Here is a 21,732-nt window from a genome sequence, read left to right as displayed (position 1 = left end):
TGAAACAGAAGCTTCTCAACGCTTTCCGGAATCAAAATTCTCAAGTTGGGATTTTCAATCCTCAATCTCGTGCGAAAAAAAGGGAAGGAAAATGATTAAAAATCCGATTGAAATCAATTTCTATCGTCGCGTTGGGGATCAAAACTTGAAGAGTTCCATCAGACTTCTTAATTTGTAGTTTTTCTATGGCTATAGAAATGGGAAGAATGCTTTTCAATTGAAATCCCCCGAGAACTACCTCCCCTTCGAAAAGCTCGCCTCCTTTTGTGATGATGAGCTGCTTGACTCTCGGTTCAACCAAGCTTGGGAGCGCGGCCCAGCCTGCAGCCAAACCTAAAACAAAGAGGATAAATAATATCGCCAGGGCCCTTGCAAGCCTTCGCTTCCATTTCCTCCATTTTTTCTTTTTTACCATCACGGCATTGTAGGGAAATTTTCAGACGGGGTCACTGAATCAGAAAAACTCCTTCGACCAAGGTCCAAGTTTAAGCAAACTCCTCATTAGCTTTCAACAGATACACCTGAATCGAATACAATACTCGTATCCATTTGAAAATGTGTTCACAGGAGAGGTCTATTGATGACTCAAAATAAGCTTTTGATTATTATCTTTGCAATTTTGTCTGCCTTGTCGATAAAGGCCAAAGAGTCCAATTTCAGATTTATCAATCTTGCTAACTATCAGCAACTCACGGGGTCGCAGAGAACTTCCTACACAAAAGGTTTACAGCTAGCGGTCGCAGAACTCGAGTCCTCTCTTCAGCGCAACGGAATGGATGTCTCTCAGTTCGGCCTCTTTGACACCATCCTGCCTCGCTCCTTTGCCGCCACGAAAAAAGGCGCTTGGGGGGGGCCAAAGTGCATCATCGGAGGAGTGATTCGATCGACGATTGATGGGCTTTGCCCCACCCGCGGGAGAGGATGCAATGGCGAAGCTGATGGCTTCCAATGCGGAAAGATCTATGGGAAAGATCAACAAGCTTGTATCAGCCGAGTGCCGACAGAAACTATTTCAGAGCGCTGCAAAGATAAAGGAAAGGGCAATCAAATCCCTGCGGATGATTATGCTGCCATCACTCAAGATCTTGATCTCGGAATCAAAGATGTCTGCCAGAACGCCCCCGATAAGGGACGAGACGCCTGCGACAAGTTTTGGGTCCGCGTGAACGAACTGAGTGTACAACATAAAAAAGAACCCCCCGCTCAGCTTCCTTGGAATAGAAATAAAGAAAAAGAGAAAGAGGAAAAGAAGGAGGAAGCGAAAGGGAAGGATAGCAAACAAGAGGACACTGGCATTCAATCTTTTTTAGCCACTCAGGATGCCTGTGATCCCATTCGTGACCAAGGAGCAAGAAGTACTTGCCATGCATTTTGTCTGACCTGCGTCTATGATAACGCGATGGCTCGCGCCACAAAGGAATCGAAAACCCCAACTGCGAAGCCATTTCGAGTTTCCGCCAATTGGATTGCCATGATTTCGGTCGTGAAGAGAATGTGTGACGAGCCAAGAGACTTTCATAGAACTTCTGATGAGATGTTGAAAACAGGATGGAAACCTGGCGATAACCTTAAAATTATGGAAGCCATTGGGGCTTGTGCAGAAGATGATTACATTCCCTATGACAAGAATACAAGAGATTGGGGAACCCAATTTCGTTCTAAAGCAACTGCTGCGACAAAAGGAATAAATCCGCGCCCTCAATTTGATGCAAAGGAGATGAAGAATTGGCGGGAAAAGTTTGGAATAGATCCCGGGGTGGCTTATGATCTTTTCTGCCCTCAGCCAGGTAATAAGTCGCTTGAGGACGACCTTGAAGGTTACGAGAAACGCCTGGCCGAAGTGTCGGAACCTGAATATTTAGACAAACCGGATCAGAAATTCTTAAAATGTGCTAAGGCCGCACTGGAAAACAAGAAAAAGCTCAAGCTGGGCGGCGGAACAAGCCAAAACCAGGACTCTTGTAAAAACAGAGATCTCGCCAGCGACAACGACCGGGTGAATTCTTTGAAAAAAATGCTAGACGAGGCTAAGGGTCCCTTACCCATCGTCATGACCACAGACACCGAAGGCCACTCATTTCATTGCGTGACAGTGACGGGATATGACGATAGTAAAGCAGCTTTTCTTACAATTAACTCCTGGGGTACATCTACTGAGCATCGCACACTGCCATACGATCAGGCCAAGCGATTCCAATATGCCATCGGAAAAAACTGCCCCCTCGTGACGGGACCAAAAGATTCGGCTGGTGCACCCCCGGCCAGCGCCCCCCCAGCAAGACCTCCGGCCACAACGGAGTCCCCCCCGGGCACCATATAAATAATTAATATTTGAGATAATCCTGGCATTTTTGACCCCACGGGTCTTTGTCGAGACTGGAGTAAATATGTAAGGGGACTCCCGTTAACGGATTGATCCCGGAGGCAAAAATTTTCATTCTTTCTGCTTGAATTCTTCGGCCAAGTTCTTCAATTGCCGGTCTGACCATATAATGTTTATGAACCAAGACAAGATAATCTAGGGGAAACGATGTTATTCGGGATATACTGAGAGTGCCTTCTAGAAGGCGCGCGTCCAGGAAATCCAAGATCCACCATCTGTTTCCGTCAAATGCAAGCTGCTTCGCTTCAACATCGGACATCCCTAAAATCGGCGCCAAAAGCACGTCTAGGTCAGCAAGCCTCGCATACGCTCTTTTTGTATCCTGAGAAGAAACAAGCACCCCATTTTCATATCCCCAGGCTGGAATATCTTCCGAGTTAGTGGTTTGGTGTATTTCGTAGAGGATCTCGCTTTGGATCACATCACTTAAAAGGAACTTCACATTGATCAGGTCGACTAACGCAAATTGGCCGCGCAGGGAATCATGAATTTGAGGAACAAGTAGGGGAAAATTCGGGGCAACATCCAAATAGATATTTATATATTCAGTGTATGGAAGCACAGGAATCGCCCAGCTATTTTTTCCCGGCAATTTTGGTATCCGCAATGCAAGCGTTTTTCGATGCGACTGTTGTTTCACCTCAAGCACCCGAGTCGTATTCCCTGCTCCCAAAAAACGGACGACTTCAAAGCGCCGCTGGCCATCAAAAATCAAAACGTCCCCAGGCATAATATTTTCTACAAGATACCTATAGTTTTCGACTTGAATACCATTCTCAAAAAGACGAATTTCCATTGGTTGGCGCGACACAGTCTTCTCAGCTCCAGAAGATACATGAAAGGAGGCCAGCGCAAATGAGATGTAAACTATCCAATGAATCGACCTCCCAATGCAGGACACAAAATGTATATTCCTCATTATTTTCATGTCAAAAGGTCCAGCAAACCCCATGCCACAATATAAGACTTGCCAATAAACTTCCTGGTAAAAAGTCTCAGCCAGCCGTTTCGGCCGAAATGGTCTTGTGACTTTTTGGAAAATGAACCTGACTGACCCTAACTTTACCTGATATAAATGGGATGTCGTTTTAGGAAATTGTTTTGTTGTCCACATCAAAAAGGGTTCCTCCGTTCGTCAGGGCAGTGCGCCGCGGGACATATTTTTGGAACAGAAGAGTTGAGGAGAATTTTGGAAAAATTCAGTTACATGGCTCGCAGCAACATGGAATACATTGAAAATCTCTATAATGACTACCGCAAGAACCCTGAACAGGTCGATCCTTTGTGGCAGAAATTTTTTGAAGGCCTTGAATTCTCCCAGTCCCTTGGGCCCGCAGCGCCCTCCACCTCCCCGGCCGCAGATAGCTTTTCAAAGAAAGAGTTGGGAGTCTACAACCTCATTCAGTTTTACCGAGATTATGGTCATTTGAAAGCTGATCTCGATCCCCTGAAAATTCAAAAGCCTCAAACAGAGGCTTTTTCTTTGGAACATTTTGATCTCTCTGATTCAGATCTAGACCAAATTTTTCACGTGGGAACAGCCTTGGGACTCGGCGAAACCAATCTCCGACAAATTCTCAGCCGCCTTGAACAATCTTACTGCGGGACCCTCACTGCTCAGCTCGCCGAATGTCCGCCCAACGTAAGAAAATGGTTTCGACGTGAATTTGAAGAACAGGTGAATCCAACTCTGTCCACCGAAGAAAAGAAAGAGATCTATTGCCAGTTGGCACGGACAGAAACCCTCGAAAAATTCATACACACTCGATACGTTGGAACCAAGAGATTCTCTATCGAAGGAGGAGATTCTCTCATTCCCATGCTTGAGGCGCTTGCAGCAAACGGAACCCCTCTGGGACTTGAAGAAATAGTGATCGGCATGGCCCACCGGGGCCGAATCAATGTCCTCGCCAACTTTATGGAAAAGGCCATCGATGTTATATTTTCAGAATTTGATGGCACAGCTTATAAAGATTTAGGATTCGACGGGGACGTCAAATATCATCTTGGGTACTCCTCCGATAAGATCACCAAAAATGGTCCTTGCCACATCTCTCTCGCATTTAATCCAAGCCATCTGGAAGCCGTTGATCCAGTCGTCTGCGGAATGACGCGTGCCAAGCAGCGCCAGCGCAAGGACACACTTGAAAGACGTAAGGTTCTGCCTGTTCTTATTCATGGTGATGCGGCCTTTGCAGGCCAAGGAGTCGTGAGCGAAACCTTTCAAATGTCACAGCTCGATGGATACAGGGTGGGAGGAACGATACATATCATCGTCAACAATCAAGTCGGCTTCACAACGGATCCACGTCACTCCCGTTCGACTCAATACAGCTCAGACGTCTCAAAAACTGTAAAAGCCCCCGTCATTTTGGTCAATGGAGATGATGTTGAAGCTTGTGTACGTGCCATGGATATCGCGCTTCGATTTCGTCAGGACTTCAAGCAGGATGTGGTGATTGATCTCATTTGCTATCGACGTTTTGGACACAACGAGGGCGATGAACCCAGTTTCACTCAGCCCTTGATGTATGAAATTATCAAGAATCACCCAACTACCTGCAAAATCTATCGTGATCAGTTGGTTCAGGAAGCTCATGTAACTGCTGATTTTGCCGACGGATTTTATCGTGAAAAAATTGATAACCTCCAAGCTGTTCTTAATTCCACGAGGGCCAATCCACCCGAAGCAAAGCCACTCGCCTTCGATGCTCGATGGAAGGGCCTTCGTCGCGGAACCTCCAGTGATTTTGAAAGACCCACACCGACAGGAGTGAAGCGTCAAGATTTAGAAAAGGCGGCCAAAGCGCTTGTCAGTCTCCCTCCAAGTGATTTTGCTCTTTTTCCGAAAACAAAAAAACTCATAGAAAGCCGCAAGGAAATGCTCGAATCGAATCGGCTTGATTGGGCTATGTGTGAGTTACTCGCCTATGGCAGCCTGTGCTTGGAAGGAACGCCGGTACGTCTTTCTGGGCAAGACTGCAAAAGAGGAACCTTTACGCATCGACAGGCTGTCTATTTTGACATCAAGAATGGAAGTGAGTTCTGCCCCCTCGCTCAATTGAATCCCGAAAATGGGGAGTTTTGCGTTTACAACTCTCCACTCTCTGAAATGGCCGTGCTGGGATTTGAGTATGGAAACTCGATTGGCGATCCGACATTCCTGACGATCTGGGAGGCCCAATTTGGAGATTTTGCCAACGGAGCCCAAATTATTATCGATCAATTCCTCGCCAGCGGAGAAGAAAAATGGTTGCGCAGCGCAGGACTTACTCTTCTTTTGCCACATGGTTACGAGGGTCAGGGTCCCGAACACTCTAGCGCTCGACTTGAACGATTCCTCCAGCTCTGCGCACAGACGAACATGCAAGTCTGTAACGTCACCACTCCATCCAATTTCTTTCACCTCCTTCGTCGCCAGATGAAAAGGGATTTCCGCAAACCCCTCATTGTCATGTCACCGAAATCCCTTTTACGGCACCCTAAAGTTGTCTCACGCCTCGAGGACATGGAGGTGGGTCACTTTCAAGAAGTACTTGATGATCCAACGATAACTCAGCTCCCTGACGTTGAAAAAGTAGTTTTGTGCTCAGGAAAGCTTTATTACGACCTCGACAAATATCGCGATGAACATCCTCAAAAGATAAAAAAGACGAGTCTCATTCGAATTGAACAGATATATCCATTCCCAAGAACTCAACTGACTCCTTTCTTAAATGGCTTTCCTAACTTAAAAAAGATTATTTGGGCCCAAGAAGAACCAAAAAATATGGGGGCTTGGTTAACGCTGGGGCCACGTCTGAGAGAACTTTTAGATGATTTGGGTCTCAGAAAACTCGAGGTGGAGTACGTGGGACGCACAGAACGAGCAAGTCCCGCCACAGGCTCTGCCAAAGCCCATCAAAAGGAACAGGACGAAATTTTAAACAAGTGCTTTAGTTGATCCCAATAGGCAGTGTACACTGCTCCCATAAATGGTATCTCTTCAAAAAAAGGATATTTCGCTGTGAAAATTGAAATAAAAGTTCCTGCGGTAGGCGAATCAATTACCGAAGCCACAATTTCGGAATGGAAAAAGAAGAATGGAGAAGCCGTTAAGCGCGATGAAGTTCTCCTTGTCCTTGAAACAGACAAGGCGAGCGTTGAAGTCGTTGCTGAAAATGATGGGACCCTCACAACAAAGGCTCAGGAGGGAGAGACCGTTCAGATTGGCTCTATTATCGGAACAATAGATACAGAGGGAAGTCCTCGATCTGATTCAGCGCAGAAGGGAAAAGGCTTGTCTTCATCTTCTCCTTCCCCTGCCACTCCAGCGTCGGCGGCAGCCAATGGCAACGGAAATGGAAATGGTCACAGAGCTCCTGCAGCAGGCGGCCCTTCCTCTCCTCACCTAAGCCCCGCGGTGCGCAAAATTGTGACGGAAAAAGGAATCGATCCTGCCTCCCTTGGAAGCGGCAGTGGCAAAGGAGGACGTCTCACGAAGGGAGATGTTTTAGAGGTCGTACCGGCCGGTGGCAAAACGGGGAAATCGGATGCCAGTCTGAGCGAAAAGACAGCCATGCAATCCCCGCTCTCAGAGTCCTTCCCTTTTAGTCAATCCAAAGTAAAAACCAGTGGCGATGTAAAACGTGTGCCAATGTCAAAACTTCGCCAAACGATCGCTCGACGATTGGTTGAGGCCAAACACACAGCTGCTATTCTCACAACCTTTAATGAAATCGATATGAGCGCAGTGATGGCCCTGAGGGCGAAGTACAAAGATTCGTTCAAAGAAAAACACGGAGTCAGCCTGGGATTTATGGGATTTTTTGTGAAAGCCACAGTGGCTGCTCTAAAGGCTTTTCCGCAGGTGAATTCTGAAATCGAGGGGACCTCGGTTCTTTATAAGGACTTTATCAACATGGGGATCGCCGTCAGCACTGAAAAGGGACTATTAGTTCCGGTGATTCGCGACGCTGATCAACTCTCGATAGCCGAAATCGAATTGGCCATTCGACATTATGCTCTCAAGGCGCGAGACGGAAAGATTTCATTGGACGATTTGGCTGATGGGACTTTCACGATATCCAACGGTGGAGTATTTGGCTCCCTGATGTCCACACCCATTCTCAACCCCCCACAAAGCGGAATTCTTGGACTCCACAAAATTGAAGATCGACCCATGGCCGTTAATGGAAAAATTGAAATTCGATCGATGATGTATGTCGCTCTCTCCTATGACCATCGGATCGTGGACGGACGCGAAAGTGTTAGTTTTCTCGTTAAAATCAAGGAAGGCATGGAAGACCCTTCACGCCTTCTGCTTGATTTGTAAATAGGAAGCCTGGGATCGTCGTCAGGTGAGAACTCTGCCCGAACGAAAACAGGACCTCAGTCGGATTAGATTAGGGAGTTTGTATGTCAGAAATATTTGATTTGGTTGTAATTGGTTCCGGCCCCGGGGGCTATGTCGGTGCCATACGAGCAGCTCAACTGGGCCTTAAAGTGGCTGTTGTTGAAAAAAATCCAACACTCGGTGGAACCTGTCTCAATGTCGGTTGCATTCCTTCAAAAGCTTTGCTCGATTCAAGCGAGCACTATTTGGCAGCTCGGAAGGAATTCTCGCATCATGGAATTAAGCTTGAGGGACTGAGTCTCGACCTCCCAACGATGATGGAAAGAAAAAGTAAAATCGTGAGTGACCTCACTGGTGGCATCGCTTTTCTTTTTAAAAAAAATAAGATCGCTTCGATCGAAGGCCTCGGTCGTCTGATCAGCGCAAACGAAGTCGAAATCACAGACAAGAGCGGGAAAAAAAATCTCATTCAAACGAAAAATATCATGCTCGCAACGGGAAGCGTACCCAATGAGCTGCCTTTTTTGAAGTTCAACGGAAAAACAGTGGTTTCCTCCACTGAGGCTCTCTGCCTTCCAACGGTGCCTCAAAAACTTGTGGTTGTGGGAGGGGGCGTGATTGGCTTGGAGCTGGGCTCGGTGTGGCTTCGACTCGGCTCTGAAGTGACGATCATTGAGTACACAGGCAAAATTTGCGGAGGCATGGACGCCAAACTCAGCAAACGCCTTGAACAGATCCTCGCTAAACAGGGAATGAAGTTCATTATGGAGGCCAAAGTCACAGGAGCGGAGACGCCTCCTTCTCAAGGGAGAACATTGGTCAAATACGAACTTCTCAAAGATCAAGGTCAAGGTTCAATCGAAGCCGATGTTGTTCTCGTCGCCACGGGACGCCGACCCTACTCGGATGGTTTAAACCTTGAAGGTCTGGGGATCAAAACAGATAGCAGAGGAGTCGTCCAAATCGATGAGCATTTTCGCACGAGTATTCGAAACATTTACGCGGTCGGAGATCTCGTCCGCGGACCCATGCTCGCTCACAAAGCCGAAGAGGAGGGTGTCGCTGTCGCCGAAATTATTGCGGGACAGGCAGGACACGTCAATTACAACACTCTGCCCGGAGTGATTTACACTTGGCCTGAATTTGCCAGCGTCGGAAAAACTGAAGAAGAACTGCAGGCACTAGGAATTAAATTTAAAGTCGGCACTTTTCCATTCACAGCCAATGGTCGGGCAAAAGCACTGGGCTGCACAGAAGGCATGGCAAAAGTCCTCGCCGACGAGAAAACAGATCAAATCCTTGGCGTTCATATTCTCGGCCCACGCGCCAGTGATTTGATTGCAGAAGCTGTTGTAGCAATGGAGTTTTCTGCTTCGTCCGAAGATCTTGCCCGCAGCTTTCATGCTCACCCGACTCTTCCTGAAGTTCTTCGAGAAGCAGCCTTGGCCGTAGACGGTCGAGCTCGGCAGATGTGAAGATGTGAAGAAGGCGAAACCCCGCCTCGTTACCTTAGCAAAAAGTCACAGCTCCAGCTCGTCTTGAGTAACCGCGATCAGGCCACGATCTCTGGTAGAGAGAAAGACTCCATGGTCCGTAAAAAGGGGTTGAGAAAAGTGATGGCTGCCTGAAAAACGAAACTCCGAAATGCGATGACCATCTTTCAAAGAGAGGACAACCAGCCAAGAATCCTGCTCTTTATAGGGCTCGTGGGCAGCAACGAGAACATAGCCATCCTGACTGCCAACAATTCTTATCGTGTTCAAGGAACTCGAGTGCAGAAACCTCTGTTTGTCGTCTGAATAAACCCACTGGTACCGAGGTTGCCCCAAGCCCTCGTCGTACACAAGACGCGAAACCTTGAATCCCAGAAACTCCGATTCAGGTTTCTCGTATTCGTAAAAAGGCACGAGGCCATCATTCTCAAGGCAGGCATTCAATTCTTCTGGCTTTTTTGGTCGCAAAATGAATCCATTATCATCAGAAAAGACCTTCCAGGTTCCGTTATAGTCGGGCTCCTTTTGGTAGTGCGATTCAATCATGCTGACAATCGAGGTGCGAACGTCCACATTTGCCATGAGATGCAGAGGAACCAAGTCAAATCGTGATTTGGAATAATTCGAAGCTCTTGTTGGTGAAAACCCAAGCTCCAACATTTTTCGATAAGGAAGCTTGAGACCTCCCACTCCCCAATAGAACTTCTCCTTTGCAAAACCCACGGAAGACACATCCGAAGAAGTCATCCTCTCTTTGTTTTCTAAAGACTCATTGACAAGTACAATGGCACCATTTGTAGGACCGGACTCGTACAGTGAAAAGGCATGTCCATCTGGCTTATCACGAACATATCCGACACAACGGCCTCTCGCATACCCCAGGCGTGACAGAGTGTTTTCTGTCGCATTTGTCGCCAACAGTCTTCTTCGAGTCTGCCAGATCCGATGGTGATGAATCACAAGGTTGGGCTTTGAATCCTTATCCAAGAGCACAGACCCTTGTCCGTAGTGAAGTCCCTCTATGTCCAAATCCCTGCGAACATCAAGCTCCTCTCGACCAGACAAATGATTCCCTGACATTCTATCAGGATCAAAAGCCACCACATTTCCCACTTTATCCCTGAGAAAACCCACAAACTTATTTGGGCCGACCTCCAATGCCGAAACCGTTCCAGATGAATAATCAGCATTCGATGTATAACATTCCTCAAAATCATTAATATCTAAGCTGATAAATGGAACTTCACCTGGCTTGTTAATCACTGGCTGAAATGTTTCCGAATTTATTTTTACAATGGAACAACCAAAGTTGTTCATTTTGGGGAGCAAAGGTCCATTTCCAGTCGTAACCAATATTCTTCCGTCAGGCAGAACTGGAGGGACTCCTCCTGCACAGTATATTCCGCCGTCAAATCCAGTCATTGCATCGTCCTGATGATATTCACTCGGGAAAAAAGCACGCGGCATTTTGTCCGCCAATTCACCTTTTTTGTTTGTTTCAAGTCCCAAAAGAACGCCTCGAATCCCCCTGTATTGACGGTAAGGTCTACGGTCCGAGGGAGTCAGTGAACTGTTGTTCTTTGTCATCGAGCAGCCGAAGTAAACGACTGAGCTTTCTCCTTGCTCTCGCAATCCTAAGGCTGTTTTACAAACAAGTCCAAATCGTGGATCTAAATCCCATTTTACGTTCGGTGTGTAGTGAGAAAAAATCTCAGCCAAGTTAACTTGACGTTGGCTCACAATTCGCCCAGTGAATGCATTAACAGCTATCACGATAATTCCACTCTTTGGCGGGCTCCCCTTCTCGGCACTGTAAAAATCCTCACTCCGCCCAAGAGCATAGATGATCCCCGTATTCTTACTCACTACTGGCGTAGAAAAAAGTTGGAATCCTTCAGGGAAACTCGCTTCCCAGCTGACACTTCTCGTATTGAGATTGAATTATTGAAGTTTTCCTCTTCTGTTTCCAAAAACGATTTGATTTCTCTGCCTTGCGAACAAGGACTCCTTGTAGGAAAGGTAAAGCGGCATCGACTCGACGGCTTCCTTGCCCCACGCAGGTTCCTTTACCTTGAGCTTCCCCCAATCCACCTCATGTTTTGTATCGTAAACATTAGAGCGGGTTTGATCGCGGGCAAAGGTCAGGACAGAGGAGTCCGAAATTGGGGAAAAAGAGGCCTTTAAAAACAACCAAAAAATCGCCAAACAAGAAAAGCTTATTCCTGCAAAAATGGAAATCACGAATCGCTTTTTAATAATTTTCCTCCGCCTCATGTTTAAGGTGAAAGACCAATTACCTTACGAACAGCTCTCAATCTTTGACTTGCAATTCCCCGAGCTTCATCTGCGCCAATTCGCAGTAAACGGTCGATCTCTTCACGATGCGCCATCAGCTCATTGTATCTTTCTCTTGGACCTTTGAGCCTGGCATCGATAGCTTGAAAGAGAGCTTCTTTTGCGTTACCCCAGGAAATTCCGTCCAGATAAGATTGGCGAAATTCAACAATCTGTTCAGGCCTCGCAAATTCCTTAAAAAGATCAAAGATTAAACTCTTGTCCGGATCTTTGGGCTCATCCGGACCGGAGCTGTCAGTCTTAATCTTCATCACAAGCTTACGCAATACTTTCTCGTCGCAAAACAAGGGGATCGTATTGCCATAACTCTTGCTCATTTTGCGACCGTCCAAACCCGGCACAAGTTTTGACTCCTTTTGTAGGACACTTTCTGGGACTACCAAAACTTCTGAATTATAAGTTCGGTTCAACTTTTGTGCGATGTCACGAGCGATTTCTACGTGCTGAACTTGGTCTTCACCAACGGGCACTTTATGAGTTCCAAACATCAAAATATCAGCGGCCATCAGGATAGGATATGAAAAAAGGCCCATATTCACTCCAAAATCCAAATCCTCTTTTCCGGCTTCTTGATTTTCGGCTAGCTTGGCTTTGTAGGCGTGCGCCCGATTCATGAGGCCTTTCGCAGAAAAACAAGAAAGGATCCAATTGAGTTCGAAAACCTCAGGTACGTCAGACTGGCGATAAAACACCGTCGAACTTGCATCAAGACCACAAGCAAGCCAAGTTGCTGCTACTTCGTAAACCATTTGATTTAGCACTTTTGCATCGTGGGTGTTAATGAGAGAGTGATAATCTGCGATAAAAAAAAAGGATCGCGTGTTGGGCTCTTTAGCCATCGCTAAGGCAGGTCGAATAGCCCCCAAATAGTTTCCGATATGGGGCTGCCCGGTGGGTTTGACTCCGGTTAAAACAATTTTGGAACTGGACATGAAGTCTCCTCTTTCTTAAACCTCGAAAGGCATTTAGGATGTGACCGAAACATTTCCAATCAAGGCCACTTCGGGCCCGAAGTAGGTGTGTCCCCCACTCTCATCGAACCAATTCTCAACAACTGCATCCCCACCCCACAAGACTGAAGAAAAATTAGTGGGAAAGTGACCGGACAAGTTGCCCCCCTTGATGTAACTCACCTTGCCGGTGCGATTGTCATAGAGTCGAGCCAGGCGAATTTCCGAAGAGTAGGTTAAATCCATCGAATTTGTGAAAAGCCCAGAGAACTGAAGAATCTCAAGAACCTTGTCCTCTGATTTTATTAACGAGTCCTTACTTTCAAGCTTGCTTGGAACAATAACGAGGTTTCCAAGAACCGTGGTCACCTCGTCCCCTAAATATTGAGACATCTGGCTTGAGGTTGGATTGAACTGAATTTTGTTGTCTTGAACAAGGATCTTGTTTCGTTGAGATAAACCCTCGGAACTAAAGGATCCACTTCCGAAGCAATAATCAAGAGTCGGATCCAACCTCATGACAAATGGCATGCCCTTAAAATCTTCAATTAATGAAGATCCCTTTGGCTTAAACGGCATTTGGTAATATTTTTGCCGCGAGCTCAATTGGCTCAAAACATCGTGAAAAAGTGAATTGAGAACATCCGCATGAAGTAAAACATGGATCTCACCAGAGGCTGGCCTCTCCGTACGTAAACTTGCCTGGGCAAATTGAGCCGACTCCCGACACATTTTATCGAAATCAAGCTGCTCAGGGTGGCAAGCCCATCGAGTAACTAAAAACTCCTCGGATAGACCCGATTCCTTATCTTGTGAGGAGAAACAAACCTCTGCGTAAATTTTTGATTCAATCTGTTCTGTCGAAAATCCAGAAGACAAGGTCCGCACCCGATGCTCACGAATAACAAAGAGTTCACCTGAATTAAATTGCCCTTCTGCAGCTCTTTGAATTGCCTTCTCCAAGTCTCGATAGACTCTGAAAGAACAATCTCTGATTTCGGCTAAAAGTGGAGGATAAACCTTCAAGGGCGGCTGTGACTCTTCATCATCTCTATCTGACTTTGGGAAAAGCCATTCCCTTTCGACACCGAGCAAAGCCTTTTTTTCCAATTCCTCCAACTGCCCTTGAAGATCTAATTTCTGAAACAGAGGACCCTCCGCAACGCCCATTTTGTTGCCATCTGAACGACGCACGTAAAGACGCAAATTAAACGATCGATCTTCAACTTCGCGAGACTGATCAAGAACAACTTTTTGAGTCATGCTTTGAATCAAATAGAATTCCTGACGATCTTCCTGACGCTCAGTTAACGCCCATTGCAGCCAAGGCCTGCCTTGTTGGCTTGTGTTTTTCTTGAGACACTCAAGCAGATCAGTTCTGTTCCATAGCAACATCGATTCCCTCCCTGTTAACTCAGTAAAACCTTATCCACCAACATGTAAGGACCCCCGCAGCCAGCCGCCACATATTCCTTGTGGTACTTTCCACAGCCTCCGACTTCATTCCAGGGATGCTGAGATTCATCAACTTCCTCGCGATGTGCATCGATTTTTGATTTTGCGATGATCGATCCGAGATAATCGGGAACATAACCAGTCATTTGAATGGCACCGCCGTTCGGAGCTTTGAATGTACGCCCGGTCAAGACTCCGTCTTTGATCTCCTCAACATAAGCCATGCCCACCTGAATACCCATCCCCTTAGGATCTTCCATTCCCCCAAAAGCCAGGTCCGCAAAAAATCCATAATCTACCATGGCCAGCAGCTCCGAAAAAGTCTTGTCACCGGCAGAAAAATAAGTGTTTGTTTGACGAGTGTAGATTCCATGAGTCCATTTTCTCTCTTGCCATTGGCCGTGCGTGGAACATTCAAACGCACCGCCGAGATCAGGTGAGTCATGGGATTCTGCAGAACCCCTTCCTTGACCAAGCAATGTTCTTGAGCTAACCAGCCCTCTTCATCAAAATAGTACGATCCCCAGGCAGAAAAGGAGCTTGGTCCATTCTGGTAGATCGCCGGATTGTTAAGAATCGTGGCGTGTTGATTTCCCACCTTTTCCTTGCTCTCATAAAGCTCTCGAGCTTTCGAACGACCGCGCGCCCAAGTGTCCCCCTCCTGGGAATGACCAAAAGCTTCGTGTGCAAAAACACCTGTAATAGAAGGATGCATGAGAACCTTGTAATGGCCAGGTTGAATCTTCTCCGCATTCAAGCTCTTCCTCAATTTTTCGTAGACCTCAGACATCTCCTTATCACTCATCTCGAGGCTTTCTCGACCACCAAGTCCTCCCTGAACAGAATGACCCCTTTCGCCCGCTTTGATAGCTGCAACGACCAGGCTGTTTCTCAATAAACTCTGACTCATCCGAGCCTGCTCATCGATAAATATAAAATCCAATTTTTCCAAACTTACTCTCGCCTGTAGAAAATCAGGTTTTTTTGCCGCATGCCTGTTAGACAGAGTCGCCTCAGCCTGGCGCAGACGATCAAAGTTATCTCGAGTGAACTTCATGACCTCATCATTGGTTTTCCAGAGTTCCTGTCTTTGAGCCGTACCGAAATGAACCCAGGTTTGCTGATTGACCCCAGCCGGTATTTGTTGAGTTATTTCAGGATCTAGAGACAATTGCAAACGCTCCGCCCATGTAGACGGCCGGTAGAAACGAACTTCCTCTCCCCGTTCACCCGCCTGCCCCTGAATACGGACCCGATCATTCAACTGACGAACCATTTCCAAAACAGAGGCTTCTGATAGATCATAGCTCGCCTCTTCAAATAGCGTCACTCCGTCAAAGATGCGAACTACAATCCCCTCGCTTAGCCTCTCCGACATCGCCTCCGATTTGCTATTGACTAAAAAATCTCTCTTATAACGCCTTTCAATAACAAGAGAAGGATACCATCCCTCCTTCGAAATCTCTTTCAGATGACTAAATGCTTTAATCCAAACAGCCCGAGCCTGTTCGAGACTTGGTTCAAGCTGAGCGCGAATCGGATTGTAAGACATAAAACCCCCTTCTCAATTAATTAGATGGCGTTTCCTCGCCCCTTTGGCCTCACCCATGATCATGATGTGTTCATCCAATCAAAAAACAAGCAACTGAGAACACCGCCCGACCTCAAATTGTCACACGAACTGGCCCCAATTGCCAATTATCGCCGCAATGCGGAGGAATATTCAAGGCTCACAGACAACAACTTGGGGGGATCAGATCACGAATTTAAAAATAAATCAGCCTTGTAAGAAAACAGAGCACCCTGCAATTTCTTCTCGCTCTTGAGATCACCACACCCCAACTCAAACTAAAAAAGATTAGGAGTACGTATTTTTTTCTCAGACAATGCGCGAAGCTTGTCACCGGGAATTTTCTCCCATTTTTTCTGAAGATTTCAAATTAGCCCGGCCCGTGCAGCGGACGCTCTGGCATTTCCATTGCTTATGAAACTGTGCAGGTGACGCGAGTGAAGTCATGAAGTGAGAACTCGCCAACTTGAGGATGGATAACCATCTACGGAACCTGGAGGATTGAAACGATGAATTATGTGTCGCCGCTGGCTCGCTCTGGATTATTTATTTTACTCGCTTCCATAACCTCGACTGGTTGTGGCAATTCAGATCGTAAAATCCACCGCTCAAAGTCAACATTGCCAGCAGCAGTGCTTGATAGCAAGCCCGTACAGGAAAAATCTCAAGACGAAGTAATTCCTGAGGCCGTTGCCTCCGCCCAAATTGTGTCAGAGAACTCTTCGACTTTCGAAATTGAAATCAGCTTACCCATCAGCAAAGAACTTCAGACACCACTCAACCGAGGAACCACAATTCTCTACAAAGGAAGTTTGAACCAGAACAACCAAGACGAGGGGTATCGGCCTGCTGAAATATCCAGCCCAAGCAACGAAAATGAAAAGGTTTCGGTGGCAACTTTGGATTCAAAACATCAAGTTTTGGTTGTTGTCAAATACCCAAAAGAAACATCTGAGCTCAAATCGGGAACGGCCCTGGTCTTCCTGAGAGACAAAGATGAGAACAACCAATACCTCAACACCTACAAATGGATCTGGACGAAGGCACAAACAGATCTTGATCATATTGTCACGCTCATTGAAGGCGAAACAGAGCATTATGATCCTGTTAGCCAAAAAGCAACAACACTGACTTTGGAACAAGCTGCTGCAAGTTTGGGAAAGGAACCTGTTACAGAAATCCAATCCCCCTCAATCAAAGGAGGAAGTTAGAAGTCGATCTGAGAAAAAATCATATGAGATTGTTTTTTCTCAATTTTGTCCTAACCACGTCGGGTAAATACTCAATTTTACCCAACCCAATTGACCTATTCACTTGACCGAAAGGTCAGGTATCACCAACTGCCCTTCACGGATGAAGGGCAGTCACTTTTTTCCCAGATGTTTAGGAAGCAAATAGATCAAGCGCCCAAGATTTTTTGAGACACCTGCCATTTTCTCAGCCTCCTTCCCAGAACCCCAGAAAAAGTCAACTCGTCCCGGCCCACGAATGGCGCCACCCGTGTCCTGATCAAATACAATGCGCTTCTCTATTAACCATGAAGAAGGGTATTGATCTTCATCCTGATTAAAAATAGGCCTTTCAAACTCAAGAATGGCCATTGCCCCTTTCGGAAACAAATTCTTATCCGTGGCAATTGTTCTTCCATCAGCGACTGGAGTGCCTTGAAATGTGATGCCCCGATTTTCCGGAGATTTCCTAAAAAACACATAGCTTGGATTTTTGAACAGCAATTCATCTCTCTCGTGGCCAGAAAGCCCCTGCAAGTGAGACACTATCTTTTGGAAAGTTATTTGCTCCTTTGGAATGAGGTGCAAAAGTTCTTTGCCGATTGGATAATAAGGATGTCCATTTTGGGCGGAATAGGTCAGATGAAGAAACGAGCCATCTTCCAAGACAACCTTTCCGGACCCCTGAATCTGAAGAAAAAAGGCCTCAATGGGATCAACATAACAAATCTCCAGCCCCTGTCCCTTTAAAACGCCTTCGCCGTCAATCTGGCGACGATCCGGAAATGGCACTATTTCCTGAACCAAAGAATCACCGGAAGGAGCCTTTAGCTGGCCTCGTAAAGAATAAAGGGCCGCACTTTGGTCAAAAAAGCGCTGCCGCCAATCAGCAAGACTGGGAATCACTTCAGCGAAAAGATCGAACCTGACTGTAACCAGATTTTTGGGAGTAAGATACAAAGGCTGAGTGTAATTTCCCTGCGGATGTTTAAAGCCCTTCAAAAGGGGCTCAAAATAGCCTGTAACCAAAACACTTCCCCACCCATTTTCCCCTCCGTAAACCTCATAAAAGTCAAAATTGGAGTCGATGTAGTTTCTAAGTCCTTCGGCCGAAACTGAAGTGTCTCCAATAAAATCAAATAACCGAGCCAATCCTTGACGGTATTCAGAGAGAGGTATGTGCGTCGGGCCAAATATCATATCAGATTGCAGATAATTCTCCCTTTCGGAGCCCTTCAAGCGACCCACCTGGAGATCCCAATAAGTGAGTTGTTCCTGTAGGACCTGTTTCAACCCCTTCAACCCGCTGCCCTCCTCCAATTGCTTTAGAATCTGATTGTTTTGTTTGAGAGGCCTCATGGCTAAGGACCGATCCTTCACTTGCAATCTTGCGCACGAAAAAAAAAGGCATCCAAAAATGGCAAAACGCACTTGCCACGCTCGAATTTCATACGGCGGCCGACCACATTTCATATTATTCCCCTCAAAATGCCGTTAAGAAAATGCCAAAACTCGCCTTGGTTGGCTATTTTTTCACACTTATGGCGACGAAACAAGAACTGCTCGTTGAAGGATTTGGCACCAAGATTGCTCATTGTCTATCGAGGGACCGCATGCCCGCACGCGGTTGATGGCAAATATTTTTATGTGAGAGGTTATAACTATGAATCCCGTAGATCTCTGCCCCCGCTGCCACCTGATCATTCCCCAGGAGCGAATGATGGATTCCCTTGTTGTCTGTAGCCACTGCGGATGGGTGTTATCTGGACAGGAAAGACGTATCGACAAGAAACTTGCCAGCCAATTTCGAAATCAGGCTTTTCTATTGTCGGTCGCCCTTGTCGCCGTCTTTATTCATTTGGTCACTTGGGACCAATACTTTCTAGAAGTTATACCACTCAAGACACGCCAGATATTGAACATCTCTTCTTCTGCCGAAATGACCAGGCTTGCTCAAATCTGCGAAGAACGAATGAATCCCAGTTGCAGCGAATCAGCTCTCAAGGAGGCCGCTCGGCGCCAACCTGAAAACCTGGAACTTCTCGCACAGTTAGGTAAACTTCAATACAAGTTAAATGCATTTGATCGATCTGCATATTCGCTCCAAGACTATTTCTCGCGCGGAGGACGAGCTGTTGAACCCGCCTATCATTATGCCCGATCTCTAGAGGAAACTGGACGAAACGATGAAGCGGCTCAGTACTATGAATTCGTGTTAGCCTCAAAGGAAGAAAGCTTGCAAATCACTGTGACTCAAAAGTACCTTAGCTTTCTTCGAAAAACAGGCCAGTTAGCACGAGCCGTCCAGGTTATTCAGGGGATCCAAGAAAAGGGCTCCAATGCATCGACTTTCTTGGACGCAGAACTACAGGATCTAAAGAAAAAATTAAATGAAGGTGAAGAACGACAGGTTACAATACAACAAAATCCAACCAAAAAATCATAGATTGACCAGGTATCTTTGTATCGTTGCTCTTTGTATCTTTGTATTTGATTTATAAATCAGCTAGTGCCGACTCTTGGACCTTCGCATGTCCTCTTGAGCCAGCTGTTCTAAAACACGATTTCTTTCCGCCATGTTTTTCTTAGCCTCTTTTATCGTTTCAACCATGCCCTTAATTCCTTCTGGAGAATAAGAGTCAGCGATTGATGGAGTCCCGGATTTCACAAAATTATCCCTCTCAGACCCAGCCAATTTCGCCACTTCAGTCTTCTTGACAACATCCGGACGAAAGCGATTGTTTGAATCTTGCTCTTCCTCATCCTTTTTTTCGTAACGAGACCGGGCATTGTCGATAACCAGGGTAGGATTTCCTTCCGCATCCAGATAGACGTTCGTCTCAACAGCTCTATAATATTTGCCGTCCCGATAAACATACTTCCGACCCATCATTTCGGCGCTGTAAGGACTCCCAGATTTCCATCTCTCCATATTTCCATCTTCTTCCTGTCCCGTCTCAGATCGAGACAAAACCCCATCCGAATTGGAGTGCAGGCGATTTAGCTTCAAGCCGCAATCCTTGCAAACGGTATCCAGTCCCTTCTGGGCGACAACAAGCCCCTTGTTCACCAAAGAAGTCACAGACTTCATTAACGGCGAGGGATCCTTTGCATCAAGCCTGTTCTGTTTTAATGAATGATCACCCGCAATTCTTGAACCCAGAAAATTGGGTTTCAATAATGCCTGAAGAATTGAAATTCCACCCATCAAAGAAAAAGCCCAAAACGTCCTACGTATATATTTTCCCATGCCTTAAGATTAACAATTTTGAATAGAAACTTAAAGTGAAGATCTCAACATCTCAAGTTTCACGTCTCAATTGCGAACACTTTGAGTCGGCGCAAGTCTGTGCTAAGATGGACCGACATATAAATCTCAACCAGGATCATCAAATGTCTTCAATTAAGACCTCAATGACAGAACTTCTTGGATGCCAATTGCCCATCATCGGAGCACCGATGTTTTTGGTTTCGAACATCAAAATGGTGGTGGCCATCTCAGAAGGAGGCGGAATTGGAACTTTTCCCGCTCTCAACTTCAGACCCATTGAAAAATACGCCGAAGCTCTCAAAGAGATCAAGGCCAGGACCTCTAATCCAATTGGCGTGAATATCATCGTAAACAAGAGCAATACTCGACAGGCGGATGATATACGTGTCGCACTTGATGCTGGTGTGGATTTATTTATTACGAGTCTCGGAAACCCAAAATCAGTTATTTCTGACGCCCACAAAAACGGCGCTAAAGTCTTTTGTGACGTCACAAATCTTGAATTCGGCCTGAAAGTCCAGGATCTAGGGGCCGACGGGGTCATCGCCGTGGGTTCTGGAGCTGGGGGCCATGCAGGTCCCATTTCACCCTTGGTTCTAATCCCTTGGCTGACCAAAAAACTCAAGATTCCTGTTATTGCAGCTGGAGGAGTGGCGAATGGAGCCACTATCGCGGCTTGCTTGGCATTGGGCGCCGCCGGCGTCTCGGTTGGGACGCGATTTATTGCGTCGCACGAGGCGCATATTGACCCTTCTTATAAACAGGCCGTATTGACGGCCACACCGGATGACATTGTAATGACCTCTCGGATATCTGGAACACCCGCCTCTGTTATCCGAACAGAATACGTCCAAAAGATGGGCCTTGACTTGCCTCTTCCCATTCGGATTTTAAAAAATCATCCCGTATCAAAAAAATTTGTGGTGCCGATCATTCATTGGTTGGGGATGAAATCCCTCCAAATGGCCGCAGAGGGGCCGACTTGGAAGTCGGTGTGGAGCGCTGGACAATCCGTTGGTCTCATCGATGAAATTCTTTCTTGCAAAGAAATACTTGAGAAGTTGGTCAGCGAATATGAGGTGGCGCGACAGACACTCCCGCCTCTCTCTCCATCTCTCGTCTCAGTCCAGCTTAGATAGGACAGGTCCGGACTTTAGTACTTCTTTAACGATCGAAACAATTTGTGACAATTGAAAGGGCTTTTCAATGATTCGGTCTATCCTTAAGGATTCTATTTGATTTTGAGTTAACTCGCTATAGCCTGACATAAGAATAGCGTATGGATCATAGCCAGGAATTTCCGTCCGAATGCGCCAAACTAGTTTGTCTCCGGTGCCTCCAGGCATCAATACATCAGAAATGATAAGATCTGGCCTAAATTCTTCGGCCACCTTGAATCCATCCGCTGTGTTATTTGAACTTCTTAACTCACATTCAAACTCTTCTAAGGCCATATTAATCAATTCTCGTATAAGCTCTTCATCATCCACAATCAATATCTTCCATTTTCTTCCTGCACTGGGTTTCATCGTACAATTCTCCTTGCCACACCTTGAGCATAGCCAGAAGAAGTCAAAGGAATATGAGACCAAAATCAAAGTATCGTCATAATTTTGTCTTGAAGTGAAACGACCGTCCGCACGCGGTACAAATGCCCACGCTTCCGTTTTTATACCCTATATATTTCCCCC

Annotated in this window: 19 protein-coding genes; 8 read left to right on the top strand and 11 right to left on the bottom strand. The window is 46.3% G+C overall.

Annotated features, from left to right (window positions below; genetic code table 11):
* Positions 1-61: 61 nt before the first annotated feature.
* Positions 62-415, bottom strand: coding sequence for a hypothetical protein (locus IPJ71_01305; GenBank protein MBK7842323.1), 354 nt, complete (start codon positions 413-415; stop codon positions 62-64).
* Between the two features lie 165 nt (positions 416-580).
* Here IPJ71_01305 and IPJ71_01300 point away from each other — a divergent pair, with 165 nt between their 5' ends.
* On the top strand, positions 581-2,320 hold the full coding sequence (locus IPJ71_01300) for a hypothetical protein (GenBank protein ID MBK7842322.1): 1,740 nt from the start codon (positions 581-583) through the stop codon (positions 2,318-2,320).
* A gap of 4 nt (positions 2,321-2,324) precedes the next feature.
* Here the strand turns inward: IPJ71_01300 and IPJ71_01295 are convergent, their stop codons facing one another.
* A complete protein-coding gene (locus IPJ71_01295; GenBank protein ID MBK7842321.1) occupies positions 2,325-3,179 on the bottom strand; it encodes a hypothetical protein in 855 nt (284 codons plus the stop codon).
* 279 nt (positions 3,180-3,458) lie between these two features.
* Between IPJ71_01295 and IPJ71_01290 the strand changes: the two genes are divergently transcribed.
* The 3 genes from IPJ71_01290 to lpdA all read left to right on the top strand — a co-directional run bounded on the left by IPJ71_01290 (position 3,459) and on the right by lpdA (position 9,193).
* A complete protein-coding gene (locus IPJ71_01290) occupies positions 3,459-6,326 on the top strand; it encodes a 2-oxoglutarate dehydrogenase E1 component (GenBank protein MBK7842320.1) in 2,868 nt (955 codons plus the stop codon).
* Between the two features lie 63 nt (positions 6,327-6,389).
* On the top strand, positions 6,390-7,697 hold the full coding sequence (odhB, locus tag IPJ71_01285; protein MBK7842319.1) for a 2-oxoglutarate dehydrogenase complex dihydrolipoyllysine-residue succinyltransferase: 1,308 nt from the start codon (positions 6,390-6,392) through the stop codon (positions 7,695-7,697).
* Between the two features lie 83 nt (positions 7,698-7,780).
* Entirely contained in the window at positions 7,781-9,193 is a 1,413-nt protein-coding gene (gene lpdA, locus IPJ71_01280) for a dihydrolipoyl dehydrogenase (GenBank protein ID MBK7842318.1), read from the top strand.
* A 45-nt stretch (positions 9,194-9,238) separates the two neighbouring features.
* Here the strand turns inward: lpdA and IPJ71_01275 are convergent, their stop codons facing one another.
* From IPJ71_01275 to IPJ71_01250, 6 genes are all read right to left on the bottom strand, one after another.
* Positions 9,239-11,077: a hypothetical protein gene (locus tag IPJ71_01275; GenBank protein MBK7842317.1), complete on the bottom strand. Its 1,839-nt coding sequence runs from the start codon at positions 11,075-11,077 to the stop codon at positions 9,239-9,241.
* A gap of 75 nt (positions 11,078-11,152) precedes the next feature.
* A complete protein-coding gene (locus IPJ71_01270) occupies positions 11,153-11,452 on the bottom strand; it encodes a hypothetical protein (GenBank protein MBK7842316.1) in 300 nt (99 codons plus the stop codon).
* Between the two features lie 35 nt (positions 11,453-11,487).
* Positions 11,488-12,498, bottom strand: coding sequence for a tryptophan--tRNA ligase (locus IPJ71_01265; GenBank protein MBK7842315.1), 1,011 nt, complete (start codon positions 12,496-12,498; stop codon positions 11,488-11,490).
* Between the two features lie 33 nt (positions 12,499-12,531).
* Positions 12,532-13,911 (bottom strand): hypothetical protein, encoded by a 1,380-nt coding sequence (locus IPJ71_01260; protein MBK7842314.1) that lies wholly within the window; start codon positions 13,909-13,911, stop codon positions 12,532-12,534.
* A gap of 14 nt (positions 13,912-13,925) precedes the next feature.
* On the bottom strand, positions 13,926-14,273 hold the full coding sequence (locus IPJ71_01255; GenBank protein ID MBK7842313.1) for a hypothetical protein: 348 nt from the start codon (positions 14,271-14,273) through the stop codon (positions 13,926-13,928).
* A complete protein-coding gene (locus tag IPJ71_01250) occupies positions 14,267-15,523 on the bottom strand; it encodes a hypothetical protein (protein ID MBK7842312.1) in 1,257 nt (418 codons plus the stop codon). Before IPJ71_01250 ends, IPJ71_01255 begins: the two co-directional genes overlap by 7 nt.
* A 527-nt stretch (positions 15,524-16,050) precedes the next feature.
* Between IPJ71_01250 and IPJ71_01245 the strand changes: the two genes are divergently transcribed.
* Positions 16,051-16,752, top strand: coding sequence for a hypothetical protein (locus IPJ71_01245; GenBank protein ID MBK7842311.1), 702 nt, complete (start codon positions 16,051-16,053; stop codon positions 16,750-16,752).
* Between the two features lie 153 nt (positions 16,753-16,905).
* On the opposite strand, the gene IPJ71_01240 is transcribed toward IPJ71_01245, so the two are convergent.
* Entirely contained in the window at positions 16,906-18,150 is a 1,245-nt protein-coding gene (locus IPJ71_01240) for an MltA domain-containing protein (protein MBK7842310.1), read from the bottom strand.
* Positions 18,151-18,158: 8 nt separating this feature from the next.
* Here IPJ71_01240 and IPJ71_01235 point away from each other — a divergent pair, with 8 nt between their 5' ends.
* Positions 18,159-18,401 (top strand): hypothetical protein, encoded by a 243-nt coding sequence (locus IPJ71_01235; GenBank protein MBK7842309.1) that lies wholly within the window; start codon positions 18,159-18,161, stop codon positions 18,399-18,401.
* A gap of 32 nt (positions 18,402-18,433) precedes the next feature.
* Entirely contained in the window at positions 18,434-19,216 is a 783-nt protein-coding gene (locus tag IPJ71_01230) for a hypothetical protein (protein MBK7842308.1), read from the top strand.
* Positions 19,217-19,276: 60 nt separating this feature from the next.
* On the opposite strand, the gene IPJ71_01225 is transcribed toward IPJ71_01230, so the two are convergent.
* Positions 19,277-20,020, bottom strand: coding sequence for a hypothetical protein (locus IPJ71_01225; protein MBK7842307.1), 744 nt, complete (start codon positions 20,018-20,020; stop codon positions 19,277-19,279).
* Positions 20,021-20,163: 143 nt separating this feature from the next.
* Here IPJ71_01225 and IPJ71_01220 point away from each other — a divergent pair, with 143 nt between their 5' ends.
* A complete protein-coding gene (locus IPJ71_01220) occupies positions 20,164-21,180 on the top strand; it encodes a nitronate monooxygenase (GenBank protein MBK7842306.1) in 1,017 nt (338 codons plus the stop codon).
* On the opposite strand, the gene IPJ71_01215 is transcribed toward IPJ71_01220, so the two are convergent.
* The gene (locus IPJ71_01215) at positions 21,163-21,570 is read right to left on the bottom strand and encodes a response regulator (protein MBK7842305.1); all 408 of its coding nucleotides are present in this window, start codon (positions 21,568-21,570) and stop codon (positions 21,163-21,165) included. The two genes, IPJ71_01220 and IPJ71_01215, sit on opposite strands and share 18 nt — an antisense overlap.
* Between the last annotated feature and the right edge of the window lie 162 nt (positions 21,571-21,732).

The organism is Bdellovibrionales bacterium (assembly GCA_016714165.1).
Taxonomy (GTDB): Bacteria; Bdellovibrionota; Bdellovibrionia; order Bdellovibrionales; family UBA1609; genus JADJVA01.
This window is presented reverse-complemented; position numbering and strand designations above follow the sequence as displayed.

Excerpts from the sequence above, each read along its gene's own strand:
- lpdA (MBK7842318.1), top strand. The coding sequence starts at position 7,781 with ATGTCAGAAATATTTGATTTGGTTGTAATTGGTTCCGGCCCCGGGGGC.
- IPJ71_01295 (MBK7842321.1), bottom strand. The coding sequence starts at position 3,179 with ATGGAAATTCGTCTTTTTGAGAATGGTATTCAAGTCGAAAACTATAGG.
- IPJ71_01260 (MBK7842314.1), bottom strand. The coding sequence starts at position 13,911 with ATGTTGCTATGGAACAGAACTGATCTGCTTGAGTGTCTCAAGAAAAAC.
- IPJ71_01215 (MBK7842305.1), bottom strand. The coding sequence starts at position 21,570 with ATGAAACCCAGTGCAGGAAGAAAATGGAAGATATTGATTGTGGATGAT.
- IPJ71_01250 (MBK7842312.1), bottom strand. The coding sequence starts at position 15,523 with ATGTCTTACAATCCGATTCGCGCTCAGCTTGAACCAAGTCTCGAACAG.
- IPJ71_01230 (MBK7842308.1), top strand. The coding sequence starts at position 18,434 with ATGAATCCCGTAGATCTCTGCCCCCGCTGCCACCTGATCATTCCCCAG.
- IPJ71_01225 (MBK7842307.1), bottom strand. The coding sequence starts at position 20,020 with ATGGGAAAATATATACGTAGGACGTTTTGGGCTTTTTCTTTGATGGGT.
- IPJ71_01265 (MBK7842315.1), bottom strand. The coding sequence starts at position 12,498 with ATGTCCAGTTCCAAAATTGTTTTAACCGGAGTCAAACCCACCGGGCAG.
- IPJ71_01300 (MBK7842322.1), top strand. The coding sequence starts at position 581 with ATGACTCAAAATAAGCTTTTGATTATTATCTTTGCAATTTTGTCTGCC.
- IPJ71_01255 (MBK7842313.1), bottom strand. The coding sequence starts at position 14,273 with ATGGTAGATTATGGATTTTTTGCGGACCTGGCTTTTGGGGGAATGGAA.
- IPJ71_01305 (MBK7842323.1), bottom strand. The coding sequence starts at position 415 with ATGGTAAAAAAGAAAAAATGGAGGAAATGGAAGCGAAGGCTTGCAAGG.
- IPJ71_01290 (MBK7842320.1), top strand. The coding sequence starts at position 3,459 with ATGGGATGTCGTTTTAGGAAATTGTTTTGTTGTCCACATCAAAAAGGG.
- IPJ71_01220 (MBK7842306.1), top strand. The coding sequence starts at position 20,164 with ATGTCTTCAATTAAGACCTCAATGACAGAACTTCTTGGATGCCAATTG.
- IPJ71_01245 (MBK7842311.1), top strand. The coding sequence starts at position 16,051 with ATGAATTATGTGTCGCCGCTGGCTCGCTCTGGATTATTTATTTTACTC.